Below are 13,667 nucleotides of genomic sequence, written 5' to 3'. Positions count from 1 at the left end.
AAAAAGAAGGAAAAAAGGATTACTTCTGAGATTGTCCGCAAAGAGTATTCATATTTGTAGTTGTCATGGGATACCTCCTTGCGTTAATTAAAATGGGGAGAAATAATAAATCGCGGGCATAGTAACCACTTTTTTTTGCCTTGGCAATCAAAAAGTGGCGTGAATTTTCTTTGTTTTTATAAAAGAGAATAAATGTAATTTATTTAATTTAAGGCTAAATTTTTTTTATTATCTATTTTAGTTAGCTCTCTATTTTAAATTAATTAATAAATCACTTTTACTGAGCTTTTTCGGCAATAATCTTCGTAATCATCCGTCAATTTTCTATCTGTGATCACAACATCAAACTGAGCTAAATCGCCCATATTGCCTGTCGCTGTTTCATCAAAATAGTGATATTTGGTGAGTAAAATTTTACGAATAGATTTATCCATCGCTTTTTTCTTCATATAAAGATCGTCGATGTTATAACAGGTAACGCCAAAATCGAGATGAACACCTTCAGCTGAAATAAAAGCTTTCTTAGGATTAATGCTATCAAGATAAGAAGGTTGGGTAGGATTATAGAAAGAATCACTTTTAGGGCGATATTCACCTCCGCAGAGTAATACGGTGGCATTTTTCTTCTGGCTTAATGCCAAAAATACGCGATGAGAATAACAAATTCCGGTGAAATGCAGGTTATCGGGAATCAGCTCAATCAGTGTAGGAATAAGTTGTCCATTATCGAAAAAAAGAACATCGCCATCAGAGACCATACCTGCGGCAAGGTTAGGAATATGAAGTTCTTCGGTTTGATCCGGCGTAATAATACCAGAGGATGTTGAAATTAACCCTGAATGAGGCTGGGCTAATGCAACAACATAACCACCTAATAATGACATTGGAAAAGGGTTTTCGGCGTCAGAACTAAGGTCGCGCCTAATTGTCATTTCAGAAACTTCAAGGATCCTCGCGGCATCTTTAAGATGTATGCGACCTGAGCGTTTAATGCATTCACTGAGGCGGCGCAAACGTTCGTGCTGTTTGGTCTCTATCACCGAAGGATCCTTGTGTTATCGAATAGCGTACTCCAAGAAAATATACGCTAAATAATTAGTAGTTTGATTCAGGTGCATCTGAATCTGTTGCGATAGCGACACTTGCGCTAGCACCGATACGTGTTGCACCTGCTTTGATCATGTTTAATGCTGTTTGACGATCGCGAACACCACCTGATGCTTTCACGCCCACTTCATCACCCACTGTTTTACGCATTAATGCAACATGATGTTCTGTAGCGCCCATTGTACTGTATCCTGTTGATGTTTTCACAAAATCAACGCGGATCTCACGACATATTTCACAAACTAAACGTACTTCGTCGTCAGTTAATAAGCAAGTTTCTAAAATAACTTTCAGAGTTGTATTACCACAAGCTGCTTTTACTGCTTCAATATCTTGTTTTACGAAGTCTAAACGACCGCTTTTTAACATACCGATATTGATAACCATATCGACTTCTTGTGCGCCTTGACGAATAGCTTCAGCCGCTTCAAATGCTTTTGTTGCTGTTAAACCAGCACCAAATGGGAAGTCGATAACACAACATACTTTTACATCACTTCCTTTAAGGCAAGTTCTTGCTAAAGGGATGTAAGAAGTGTTAATACAAACAGAGAAGAAACCATGTTCAGCTGCTTCAGCACACAATTTCTTGATTTGTGCTTCAGTTGTATCTGCAGCAAGAAGGGTATGATCGATATAATTAGCTAATGGACGCATTGTATATTCCTTAATAAGAAGATTGTTATTTATCATTCATGTTAGTTTGGCAACATATTAGTGCTGTTTTAACGAGATAACAATCACAAATGATATTTAAATAACATGATACTGTTATATATCTATCAAAATGTCACTATTTTCACATTTATAAATTTAACATAAGAGTAAGAGGCGCTATGGATATCGCAGTGATTGGTTCAAATATGGTGGATTTGATCACCTATATAGATAGGATGCCAAAAGAGGGGGAAACCCTTGAGGCGCCGGCATTTAAGATTGGTTGTGGTGGTAAAGGAGCAAATCAAGCGGTTGCTGCTGCTAAATTAAATTCAAAAGTGATGATGTTAACAAAGGTTGGCGATGACATTTTCGCGGATAACACCATCATGAATTTAGGATCTTATGGCATTAATACACGCTATGTTGAAAAAGTACCGGGTACAACAAGTGGCGTTGCACCTATTTTTGTGACTTCTCAATCATCAAATAGCATTTTAATTGTTAAAGGTGCTAATCAGCATTTGTCGCCAGAAGATATTGATAGAGCGACCGATAGTCTGAAAAAATGCAAAATAATTGTACTGCAATTAGAAATCCCGCTTGAAACCGTCTATCACGCTATTGAGTTCGGTAACAAACACCATATTCCTGTGTTATTTAACCCAGCACCCGCTTCAAAAGAATTAGATCTTGATATTGCTGCTCGTTGTGACTTTTTTGTTCCAAATGAAACAGAGCTGGAAATTTTAACGGGGATGCCAATCACTACAATGGATGAAATTCGTGAAGCCGCCTGTTCTTTACTACATAAGGGTTTTAAGAATGTCATCGTTACATTAGGTGAAAAAGGGGCATTATGGATGAATGGCGAAATTGAGAAGTACATTCCTGCTATTGAAGTTGATGCAATAGATACCAGTGGAGCAGGCGATGCCTTTATTGGTTGTTTCTCTCATTATTATGTTCACACCAATAATATTGAAGAAGCATTAAATAAAGCCGTTATGTTTTCAGGCTTAAGCGTTACCGGAAAAGGTACGCAATCTTCTTATCCAAGCATTGAAGAATTTGGGCAGTTTTTATCACAAACAAAATAATATCCTTTCTCCACAATCACTTCTTTCTATCCTCTCAATTATCTAATTTATAAGATAATTGAGAGGATCATTTTAAAATCAATCAATTAAGTTATATTGATGTTCACTATTAAACTTATCTCTACATAAAAACTCGTGTTATGTGATTTATTTCACACCATCATGATAAATAGCGTTGAAATGTTATTTCATAAGATGTAGTTTTGATTGAAATTTGGTTTCATTGAGGTTGTTGTGATGAAAGAAGATGCATTGAGCGAATGTCTCAAAAATGAAAGTAATCAAGAAACAGCACAGTTTTCAGAATTAAGCGCTTTAGAGTTGGTCACGCTTATCAATAGTGCAGATATGACTGTTGCAAATGCCGTTAAAAAAGAATTACCCGTTATTGCTAAAGTAGTAGAAAAAATTACCGAAAGTTTGCAAAAAGGTGGGCGTATTTTTTATGTCGGCGCAGGAACAAGTGGTCGATTGGCGGTATTAGACAGTGCGGAATGTCCTCCTACTTTTGGTGTATCTCCTACATTAGTTCAGGCGATTATTGCTGGTGGTCATGATGCAATGCTAAAAGCGGTTGAAAATATTGAGGATAGCCAAGAAGCGGCAATTGAAGAACTTCAACGTCGTCATGTCAGTGATAAAGATGTGGTTATTGGCATTGCTGCAAGTGGTCGTACCCCCTTTACTGTCGCAGCTTTGCAATATGGTAAAAAGCTAAAAGCGTTGACAGTCTCCATTACCACTCGTGGCAAAAGTATGATGAGTGAAATTGCTGACTTATCTATTGCGCCAGATGTGGGGGCAGAGGTGTTAACCGGCTCCACAAGAATGAAAAGTGGCACAGCTCAAAAAATGATTTTGGGTATGTTAAGCACCAGCGTAATGACTAAACTTGGAAAAGTGCATAAAAACCTGATGGTGGATGTGATCGCGAGTAATGAGAAATTACAACGTCGTGCTGAAGGTATTGTCAGCGAAGTTTGTGGAATTTCAAATGAAAGAGCCAGAACGCTGTTACAAATGGTTAATTATCATCCTAGAAAAGCCATTTTAATGTACGAACTTCACTTGAGTGTGGAGCAAGTCGATCAAATTACACAGCAATATCCTTATCGCTCGCTACAACAGCAACTTGCCCTATTTAACTAATACCAATATGAATAAACACTCTGAACTTTAGCAGGCACATATATGGCTAATAAAATAGAACATCTCGACACGTTAGCAATAGAAATAGAAAAACACGCTGGTGGGTTTCAAAATGTGGCAACCCTAACACATTGTATGACCCGTATTCGATTGATTTTAAAAGATAGCTCGCTATTTGATGCGGATGCTTTAAAACAAGTCGAAGGCGTTAAAGGTGTTGTATTTAATGGCGAACAACATCAAGTGATTGTAGGAATGGGAACAGCAGCAAAAGTTTATTCCATTATGAATAAGCGTATGCAAAATAGCTCTGTAAGTAGTGAAGGTGAGCCTGTGCCAACACCAGTGAAAAAAGGCTTCTCTATTCGCCGTATGCTAAATACATTAGCAGCTATTTTTGTTCCGACAATTCCTGCTTTAATTGGTTGCGGTTTGATTATGGGGCTAATTAATATTATCCGTTTAGTCGCACCAGGCTTAGTTGAGCAATTCCCCGAGCTATTTAAATTATTCAAATTAATTGGTAGTACGGTATTTGCCTATCTCTCTATTATGATTGGGATAAATACAGCTAAAGAGTTGGGAGCATCAACCTCGATTGGCGCTGTAATGGCAGGATTATTAGCCATGCCAGGGCTTGCAGATATCACTTTATTTGGTGAGAAATTACAGCCAAACAGTGGTGGTATTTTTGCGGTATTAATGGTGGTAGTGTTCTCTTCAAAATTAGAGTTATGGTTTCGTAGTATTGTTAAAGAGAGTCTCGATCTTATCTTAACGCCGTTTGTGACTATTTTAGTCTCTTCACTTGTGGCGATTATGATATTCCAACCAATTGGTCATTATCTTAATCAGTTATTAGCACAGGGCGTTTCATTATCACTTTTAAATCAAGGTGGTGGCGCAGTTGTAACGGGGGCAGCGTTAGGGGGAAGTTTCTTATTTTTACTCTTAACTGGATTACACCAAGGGTTAATTCCTATTCATACCGAAATCTTAAATACTTTTGGTTTAAATTACCTGTTCCCTATTTTAGCTATGGGTGGAATGGGGCAAGTAGGCTCTTGTTTTTGGGTTTACTTACGCACTAAAAATCAGCGTTTAAAGAAAACATTAATGGGTGCATTACCTGTTGGTATTTTTGGTGTCGGTGAGCCTTTATTATTTGGTGTTTCTCTTCCATTAGGAAAACCGTTTGTCGCGGGATGTATTGGTGGCGCTGCTGGTGGTGCATTAATGGCATATTTCCAAGTTGGGATCATTATTCCATTTGGTACTGCTGGGTTATCATTAATTCCGTTAGTTGGTGATGGGCAAATTATTAAATTCCTGATCGCAGTATTAGGTGCATGGATTGTCGGTTTTATTGCCAGTATGCTAATGGGATTTACGGATCCAGAGAAATAAGTCAGAAATAAAAAGGATAACAGAATGTCGACACTGACCAAAAAGCTTGAAAGTTTGCTAATACAAGGCAAAGGCACGGAACAACGTATTGCTCATTATTTATTAGAGAATAGTGAAAATATTGCCAGTATGAATGCCGCTGATCTGGCACTTAAAGCAGGTGTAAGTAGTGCTTCTGTTATCCGTTTCTCTCGTCAAATGGGATATCGTGGTTATCCTGAATTCAAAATTGATTACCTTTCAGAAGAAAAGCAACAAAAAAGTAGTGGCGATATTCTTTATGGCAATCTTGCGAAAACAGACTCGACAGAATTAATTATTTCCAAAACCGGACATCTGTTTACCAGCGCTATTTTGGATTCATTGGCTTTGTTAGATCCCAATACTATTGATGTGTTAGCTGAGAAAATGGTATCAGCAAAACGTATTGTATTGTTTGGTATTGGCGCATCGTCGGTTGTGGCAAGTGATATTTTTCATAAATTAATTCGTGTAAATAAAAACACGTTATTTAGCCCAGATCTTCATGCTCAACTGGCTTATTCCGCTAATTTATCTGCTGATGATATTGCTGTTGCTGTCACGGCTAGAGGGAATACGGTGGATATTAATCGAATGCTGAAATCAGCAAAAGATGAAGGTTGTTTAACGGTGGCATTAACGCGTTTTGGGCAAGATGAAGCAACGCGATTATCTGATTATACGTTGCCTTATTTTTATGACGAACAGCACTCTCAATTAGGGGTGATCACGCCACAAGTTTTACAGATGGTCGCCTTTGATGTGCTGTTTTTTAAATATATGACATTAGCCAGTCAGTCAGCAGAAAAAGCCTTATTAAAAGGGCGAGAAGCTGTTATGCAAGGAAATCAATAATGTTACTTATCACCACATTAGCGGTGGGTGCGGCTATTGGTTTAGTTATCAGTACGACGGGTGTCGGTGGTGGTGTTATTGTTTTACCTGTACTGACCTATTTCTTTGGCATGAATGCGTTAATGGCAGTGGCAACGGCTAATTTATTATCCATGTTGATGAAAGTCACTTCGTCTTATATGCATTTTCGCCTTGGAAATATACCCTTTAAAAGGGCGATGATTGTATTAGGAATAATGCTACCAAGTACCTTCTTGGCCAGTGTTTTAGTTAATTATTTAGGTTCGCTAGAGCAGTATCAGCAACAAGTTGAATGGGGAATTAATGCACTCGTTGTCAGTGCTATTGTTTTTTCTCTCTTTCTCTTTGTTCAGAGAATGTTTTTCTCATTACCTCCCGTTGTCGTTGAAAATACAGCGTTAGCTCCTTTAAATATAAAAGCACTATTACTTCCTGCGATTGCAGCAGGTGTTATTTTAGGTGCAACAGGGGTGGGGGGTGGTGTCGTTGTATTACCGCTATTGCTACGTTATGCCAACCTCTCTATTAAGCAAGCCATTGGTACCTCTATATTTACCACAACATTGTTATCGGGATCTTCAGCACTCGCCTATATGCAAGATGGGCATACAGATATTCATTTGGCACTGTTGTTATTTTTAGGCTCGTTGATCTCTATTCCACTGTCTAAGTGGCTATTAATCAGAATGCCTGACAGGGTTTTTCAGTATGCAACTTTGATTTTAATTATTTGTAGTGCCGTGATGATGTTAGCTAAATTATTCTAGTATTAAAATGTATCATTAATGTTAACTATAAACGCGTAATTTAAATAATAGCAAAATAGAAATAATTTTTTATTAGCTTTTTTTCTATTATCTTATTAATTTAATTGAGGTCGTTATTAATATAAAAACGATTATCCAATTTTTATTTGTGTGTTAATAGAATGTATTTTTGATGATTTATTTTTACTGATATATGGTTTTTATCGTAAATAGATAATTGAGATGATAGTCACATTAATGTTAATTCCTATATGTTTCACTGTAACCTCATTTAATACCTATAAGTGAAGGTACTAGTATTATGGAAAATAATAATAGGAAAACACCTCATATTAGACGTATTGCCCACATTATGATGTATAAACAACGTCAGTGCTTCCATTTTTCTGTTTTTAACGGATAAACTCTCTTTCTATACTTTAAAAATATAAAGTATACTTCTTAATAATCTAGGTTATTGAGGAAGGTTTTCTATTTTTTAAATAACAAACTATTTTTTAACTCTATTATTATCAGAATAATTAGGAGATAGGATTATTATGTCTATTAATATTAAAGGTAGAAGTTTTTTAAAATTACTCGACTTTTCATCAGCTGAAATTCAATATTTATTAAAGCTTTCTAAATATTTTAAATCATTAAAAATGGCAGGTATTCCTCACCGCTCTTTAGAAGGTAAAAATATCGTTTTATTATTTGAAAAAACCTCAACACGTACACGTTGTGCCTTTGAAGTTGCGGGTTATGATTTAGGAATGGGGGTTACTTATCTTGATCCTGGCTCATCACAAATGGGGAAAAAAGAGTCTATTGAAGATACTGCGCGTGTGTTAGGGCGTTTCTATGATGGTATTGAATATCGTGGTTTTGATCAGTCATTAGTTGAAGAATTGGCAGCAAAATCAGGAGTACCTGTATGGAATGGTCTTACCGATAAATTCCATCCAACTCAAATGTTGGCGGATATGCTGACAGTTGAAGAAAACTTTGGTCATTTAAAAGGGCTTAAGCTGACTTTCTTTGGTGATGCTCGCAATAACGTTGCTAACTCTTTAATGGTAGTTTGTGCGAAATTAGGCTTACATTTTACCGCATGTGGCCCAGCATCTTTAATGCCAGAAGAGCAACTTGTGAAGGAATGTTGTGCAATTGCAACTGAAAACGAAGGCTCTATTACATTGACAGAAGATATCGAGAAAGGGGCAAAAGACGCGGATGTTCTCTATACCGATATTTGGGTTTCAATGGGTGAGCCAGACAGTGTTTGGGATGAGCGTATTCGTTTATTAAAATCTTATCAGGTTAATGAATCTATGATGAAAATAGCAAATCCTCACGCTATTTTCTTACACTGTTTACCTTCATTCCATGATCGTTTAACAACTATTGGTGAAGATATTTATCAAAAATTTGGCTTGAGTGAAATGGAAGTGGCAGACAGTGTTTTTGAGTCTCGCCAATCAAAAGTTTTCGACCAAGCTGAAAACCGTATGCATACCATTAAAGCAGTTATGTTTGCGACGTTAAGCTAAAGCAAGGAGTTAACAATGCCTAAGAAGGTATTTATTGCTTTAGGGGGAAATGCACTGGGCAGTACGCCACTAGAGCAAAAGCAGATAGTGCGGAAAACCGCAAAGCCGATTGTAGATTTGGTTGAGAAAGGCTACCAAGTCATTATTGGTCACGGAAATGGTCCGCAAGTTGGGATGATCAATTTAGCTATGGATTATGCATCGCAACAGAACATTGGCACGCCTTATATGCCATTTGCTGAATGCGGTGCCATGAGTCAAGGCTATATCGGCTATCATCTACAACAGGCTATTAATGATGAATTATGTACGAGAAATCTGAATAAAAATCATGGTTGTGCGACCATTGTGACGCAAGTGGTTGTCGATAAAAACGATCCTGCTTTTTTAGCACCTACAAAACCGATTGGCGCGTTTTATACTCAACAGCAAGCTGAGGCTATCCAAAAAGAGCATGGTTTCCACTTTATGGAAGATGCAGGGCGTGGATATCGTCGAGTTATTCCATCACCTAAACCGCTAGAAATTGTGGAATCACCAATTATTAAACAGTTAGTTGAACGCAATATTGTGGTGATCACGGTTGGCGGAGGTGGTATTCCCGTTATTCGAAAAGGAGAGTTATTAGAAGGTATTGATGCTGTTATTGATAAAGATAACTCTAGCGCTAAATTAGCTGTCGAATTAAAAGCAGATATTTTATTAATATTAACGGCTGTTGATAAAGTCGCTATTAATTTTAATAAACCAGAGCAAATGAATTTAGATAAATTAACCCTTTCTCTGGCTCAGGAATATATTTCTCAAGGGCAATTTGCTAAAGGAAGTATGTTACCTAAAGTCGAGGCTTGTCTTAATTTTCTAAAGGAGAGTGGTAAAGGTGTACAAGCGATTATTACTTCTTTAGATAATGCATTATCTGCTTTAGAAGGAAAAACAGGCACAACAATTATTTCTGATTAATATCATATTTATCATCATTCTAAATTTAATTCTAAAAATAAACACTGCCAGTTAGATATTATTTCTACTGGCAGAGTTACCTCTTATTTAAGTCGAGGGCGCTTATGAAACTTAAAAAGTTTGCGTTTCCGACCGCATTTACTATTTTATTTGCAATTACAGTAATTGTGGTTGGCTTAACGTGGATTATTCCGGCTGGTGAATATCAACGATTAAGTTATAACTCAACAGAGCCATCATTAGTGGTTGCGAAAATAGATGGTTCTCATGAAGTGTTACCTGCAACTCAAGCCACATTAAATGATTTAAATGTCTCTATTGAGATTGAGAAATTCACGGATGGGACAATTAAAAAACCGATAGCGATACCAGGAACCTATGAACGCGTAGCACAGCAACCCAAAGGGATAATGGATATTACCGAAAGTATGGTGAAAGGGACGATAGAAGGGGCTGATGTTATTGTTTTCATTCTTGTCTTAGGGGGGCTTATTGGGGTTGTTAATAAAACTGGCGCATTCAATGCAGGTTTAACAGCACTGGCAAATCGAACCAAAGGTAAAGAGTTTTTAGTGGTATTTGGCGTCACGATTATATTATCCATAGGCGGGACAAGTTGTGGGATTGAAGAAGAAGCTGTCGCCTTCTATCCCATATTAGTGCCTATATTCTTAATCTTGGGTTATGACGCTATTGTGTGTGTCGGGGCTATTTTCCTAGCCTCTTCGATGGGGGCAGGGTTTTCAACTGTAAATCCGTTCTCAGTAGTTATTGCATCAAATGCTTCGGGGATCAGTTTTATTGAAGGGATCGGCTTTCGTACTATTGGCTTAGTCATTGGTACGATTGGTGTTTTGGTTTATTTATATTGGTATTGCAAGAAGATCAAAAAAGATCCGGCTTTCTCTTATAACTATGAAAATGCCGAGAGTTTTAAACAGCGCTTTTTAAGTAATTACGATCCTAATGAGATATTAGAATTTTCGTGGCGTCGTAAAGTGATCCTCTGCTTATTTGTTGCTGCTTTTCCTATTATGGTTTGGGGTGTTATGGATATGGGCTGGTGGTTCCCACAAATGGCAGCTCTTTTCCTTGCTATCGCTATCATCATAATTTTCCTTTCTGGATTAAAAGAGAAAACAGCCATTGATGGATTTATTCATGGAGCATCTGAACTCGTTGGTGTTTCATTAATTATTGGTTTAGCACGCGGTGTTAATCTTGTGATGGAACAAGGTAAAATTGCCGATACTATCCTTGAGTTTATGTCTCATATGGTTGCAGGAATGCCACCAAGCCTCTTTTTATTAGCACAGCTCGTTGTTTTTATCTGTTTAGGTTTTATTGTTCCTTCCTCTTCAGGTCTTGCAGTTTTAGCGATGCCAATTATGGCGCCATTAGCCGATGCAGTCGGTGTTCCTCGTTATATGGTGGTATCAGCATATAATTGGGGACAATATATTATGTTGTTCTTAGCGCCTACAGGGCTGGTGTTAGCGACATTGCAAATGCTAGATATCTCCTATAACAAATGGCTTAAATTTATTATGCCGATGGTGATATTTATGTTTGTACTTTCAGCAACACTGTTATTGGTTCAAGTTGCTTTTTTATAAAATTGAATTGATGTGTTTACGTTACTAAATGGATTTTTGGTTATTCTGTAATGTGAAATTAATCTAGTTTTTTATGCTGCAATCGGGGTTGTTTTTTGATTTTCACTAGAAGTGATCTATCTCTCGTTTTTAGCGGTGATAAAAAATAAACCGAAAAAAAAGGTTGTTAATTTGTAGAAGTTATGTTTTTTTAAATATAGATAACACGTAAACACATCATTAAATTAATTGATAGGTAACCCATGATCATCACTAATCTACTACAAAGCCTACGACTAACAGCGCACATCGCGGCTGTGGTTGTCGTGCGTGTGGTGGTGGTCGTCGGCAAAGCGCCGTAACGGGTCCGAATCAACACAGTTTCGAAACCCCGCCGGCGAACTAACCGGGCGGGGTTTTTCTTTTCTACCTGCCCATCAAGTCCGGCTTAGAACAAAGGACAGATACAAATGGGTGATCAACAAGAAAACGCCACAACAAGTAGAACGTTTACTGGTGCGCAATTAATCGTTTATTTACTGGAACGGCAAGGCATTACGACAGTCGCGGGGATCCCTGGTGGTGCAGCGCTTCCGTTGTATGACGCATTGAGCCAAAGTAAATCTATTCGACATATCTTAACTCGCCATGAACAAGGTGCCGGTTTTATTGCACAAGGTATTGCCCGTGCAAATGGTAAACCTGCTGTTTGTATTGCTTCGAGTGGACCGGGTGCGACAAATTTAGTAACAGCAATTGCTGATGCTAAGCTTGATTCCATTCCTTTAGTTTGTATTACTGGTCAGGTATCTTCAGCGATGATAGGGACTGATGCTTTCCAAGAAGTTGATACTTACGGCATGTCTATTCCAATTACTAAACATAACTATTTAGTTCGTGATATTGCTGAGTTACCTGAAATTATTTGTGATGCGTTTCGTTTAGCGATGTCAGGAAGACCGGGCCCTGTTTGGGTTGACGTACCAAAAGATATTCAGCAAGCCAAAATTACATTAGAAGCGTTACCGCCTATTCCACAAAAAGATCCAGTTCCCGCATTTAATACTGATTTAGTGATACAAGCAGCGCAGATGATTAATCAGGCTAAGAACCCTGTTTTATATTTAGGTGGTGGGATCATCAGCTCTGAAGCATGTAAAGAAGCAATTGAATTAGCAGAGAAAAACAACCTGCCAACAACAATGACTTTAATGGGGTTAGGATTAATGCCACCTTCGCATCCACTGTATTTGGGAATGTTGGGTATGCATGCGACTCGTAGCACCAATTTTATTTTAGAAGAAGCCGATCTGTTGATTGTATTGGGGGCTCGATTTGACGATCGTGCCATTGGTAAAGCCGAGAAGTTTTGCCCTAATGCCAAAATTATTCATGTTGATATCGATCGCGCTGAAATTAGTAAGATCAAACGCCCTGATATTGCGATCCATGCTGATGCGAAATCAGTGTTATCACTGTTATTACCATTGATTAATACAAACAAACGTAATGGATGGATAGAGCGGGTTACGACACTGAAACAAGAATATCCATTAGAGATGAAAAACTCTGAAAACATCTTAAGTGGTTATGGTATCGTATTAGCGGCAGCAAATTGTGTTGATGATGATGCCATTATTACAACAGACGTTGGGCAGCATCAGATGTGGGTAGCACAAGCGTATCCGTTAAATCGACCTCGACAATGGTTAACGTCTGGCGGTTTAGGTACGATGGGATTTGGTTTGCCAGCAGCAATTGGCGCCGCATTAGCTGAACCAGATAAAAAAATCCTCTGCTTCTCAGGGGATGGTAGCATTATGATGAATATTCAAGAATTTGCTACGGCGGCTGAGCACCAATTAGATATCAAAATTATTTTGATAAATAATCAGGCGTTAGGATTGGTTCACCAACAACAAACACTGTTTTTTGAAGAGCGCATTTATGCTGCCGCTTACCCTTATCAAACCGATTTTATTCGTATTGCACAAGGTTTTGGCTTAGATACCTGTGACTTAAATCAGGAAGCGGATCCTGCGAGTGCGCTGAAAGCAGCGATTGAAAAACCGGGGCCGTGTTTAATTCATGTAATGATTGATATTCATGAAAAAGTATTCCCAATGGTACCGCCAGGGGCGGCAAATATTGAGATGATAGGAGCTTAATTTATGTCACAACAATCACAACCTATCGCGCTGGAATTGATTGTTCGCAATCACCCCGGTGTTATGACCCATATATGTGGGCTATTTGCTCGCCGTGCATTTAACGTCGATGGTATTTTGTGTTTACCGATGAAAAATAGCGATAAAAGTCGTATTTGGCTATTAGTGCAAAAAGATGATCGTCTAATGCAGATGGTGAGTCAGGTAGAAAAGCTTGAAGACGTAAAAGAAGTGAGATTCAGCGATGATTTACGTGTTTTTGAGCAAATGGAAAATTATTTAAATTAATACAGATTGGCTCTCTCTTTAATCATTAAGAGCGAGC

14 protein-coding genes are annotated in these 13,667 nt (G+C 37.9%); 12 read left to right on the top strand and 2 right to left on the bottom strand.

Going from position 1 to position 13,667, the window contains the following annotated elements:
- Positions 1-263: 263 nt before the first annotated feature.
- Both GWJ01_RS01510 and deoC read right to left on the bottom strand, forming a co-directional pair.
- Complete coding sequence (locus GWJ01_RS01510; protein ID WP_109394595.1) at positions 264-1,040, bottom strand: DeoR family transcriptional regulator; 777 nt, start codon at positions 1,038-1,040, stop codon at positions 264-266.
- 55 nt (positions 1,041-1,095) lie between these two features.
- On the bottom strand, positions 1,096-1,764 hold the full coding sequence (gene deoC, locus GWJ01_RS01505) for a deoxyribose-phosphate aldolase (RefSeq protein WP_109394593.1): 669 nt from the start codon (positions 1,762-1,764) through the stop codon (positions 1,096-1,098).
- Between the two features lie 179 nt (positions 1,765-1,943).
- On the opposite strand from deoC, the gene rbsK reads away from it, so the two are divergent.
- From rbsK to ilvN, 12 genes are all read left to right on the top strand, one after another.
- Positions 1,944-2,864, top strand: a complete 921-nt coding sequence (gene rbsK, locus GWJ01_RS01500; RefSeq protein WP_161710616.1) for a ribokinase — start codon at positions 1,944-1,946, stop codon at positions 2,862-2,864.
- A 237-nt stretch (positions 2,865-3,101) separates the two neighbouring features.
- Positions 3,102-4,013: an N-acetylmuramic acid 6-phosphate etherase gene (gene murQ / locus GWJ01_RS01495; protein ID WP_109401929.1), complete on the top strand. Its 912-nt coding sequence runs from the start codon at positions 3,102-3,104 to the stop codon at positions 4,011-4,013.
- A gap of 42 nt (positions 4,014-4,055) precedes the next feature.
- Complete coding sequence (locus tag GWJ01_RS01490) at positions 4,056-5,420, top strand: PTS transporter subunit EIIC (protein ID WP_109401928.1); 1,365 nt, start codon at positions 4,056-4,058, stop codon at positions 5,418-5,420.
- 24 nt (positions 5,421-5,444) lie between these two features.
- The gene (locus GWJ01_RS01485) at positions 5,445-6,296 is read left to right on the top strand and encodes a MurR/RpiR family transcriptional regulator (RefSeq protein ID WP_109401927.1); all 852 of its coding nucleotides are present in this window, start codon (positions 5,445-5,447) and stop codon (positions 6,294-6,296) included.
- On the top strand, positions 6,296-7,084 hold the full coding sequence (locus GWJ01_RS01480) for a sulfite exporter TauE/SafE family protein (protein ID WP_109401926.1): 789 nt from the start codon (positions 6,296-6,298) through the stop codon (positions 7,082-7,084). The genes GWJ01_RS01485 and GWJ01_RS01480 overlap by 1 nt, the downstream gene beginning before the upstream one ends.
- Positions 7,085-7,385: 301 nt before the next feature.
- Positions 7,386-7,487, top strand: coding sequence for a leader peptide SpeFL (speFL, locus tag GWJ01_RS19000; protein ID WP_109372621.1), 102 nt, complete (start codon positions 7,386-7,388; stop codon positions 7,485-7,487).
- Positions 7,488-7,623: 136 nt separating this feature from the next.
- Complete coding sequence (gene argF, locus GWJ01_RS01470; protein WP_109401925.1) at positions 7,624-8,616, top strand: ornithine carbamoyltransferase; 993 nt, start codon at positions 7,624-7,626, stop codon at positions 8,614-8,616.
- Between the two features lie 15 nt (positions 8,617-8,631).
- Positions 8,632-9,579, top strand: coding sequence for a carbamate kinase (gene arcC / locus GWJ01_RS01465; protein WP_161710615.1), 948 nt, complete (start codon positions 8,632-8,634; stop codon positions 9,577-9,579).
- A 104-nt stretch (positions 9,580-9,683) separates the two neighbouring features.
- On the top strand, positions 9,684-11,195 hold the full coding sequence (locus GWJ01_RS01460) for a YfcC family protein (RefSeq protein ID WP_098941307.1): 1,512 nt from the start codon (positions 9,684-9,686) through the stop codon (positions 11,193-11,195).
- Positions 11,196-11,437: 242 nt separating this feature from the next.
- Positions 11,438-11,536 (top strand): ilvB operon leader peptide IvbL, encoded by a 99-nt coding sequence (gene ivbL / locus GWJ01_RS18995; RefSeq protein WP_088493917.1) that lies wholly within the window; start codon positions 11,438-11,440, stop codon positions 11,534-11,536.
- A gap of 108 nt (positions 11,537-11,644) precedes the next feature.
- Positions 11,645-13,342, top strand: a complete 1,698-nt coding sequence (ilvB, locus tag GWJ01_RS01450) for an acetolactate synthase large subunit (RefSeq protein WP_109401922.1) — start codon at positions 11,645-11,647, stop codon at positions 13,340-13,342.
- Between the two features lie 3 nt (positions 13,343-13,345).
- Complete coding sequence (gene ilvN / locus GWJ01_RS01445; protein ID WP_098941305.1) at positions 13,346-13,630, top strand: acetolactate synthase small subunit; 285 nt, start codon at positions 13,346-13,348, stop codon at positions 13,628-13,630.
- Positions 13,631-13,667: the final 37 nt, after the last annotated feature.

Origin of the sequence: Proteus sp. G2618, from assembly GCF_009915995.1 — a bacterium.
Taxonomy (GTDB): Bacteria; Pseudomonadota; Gammaproteobacteria; order Enterobacterales; family Enterobacteriaceae; genus Proteus; species Proteus terrae.
The sequence above is the reverse complement of the archived record's forward strand: the minus strand, read 5'-3'. Positions and strand labels throughout refer to the sequence as shown.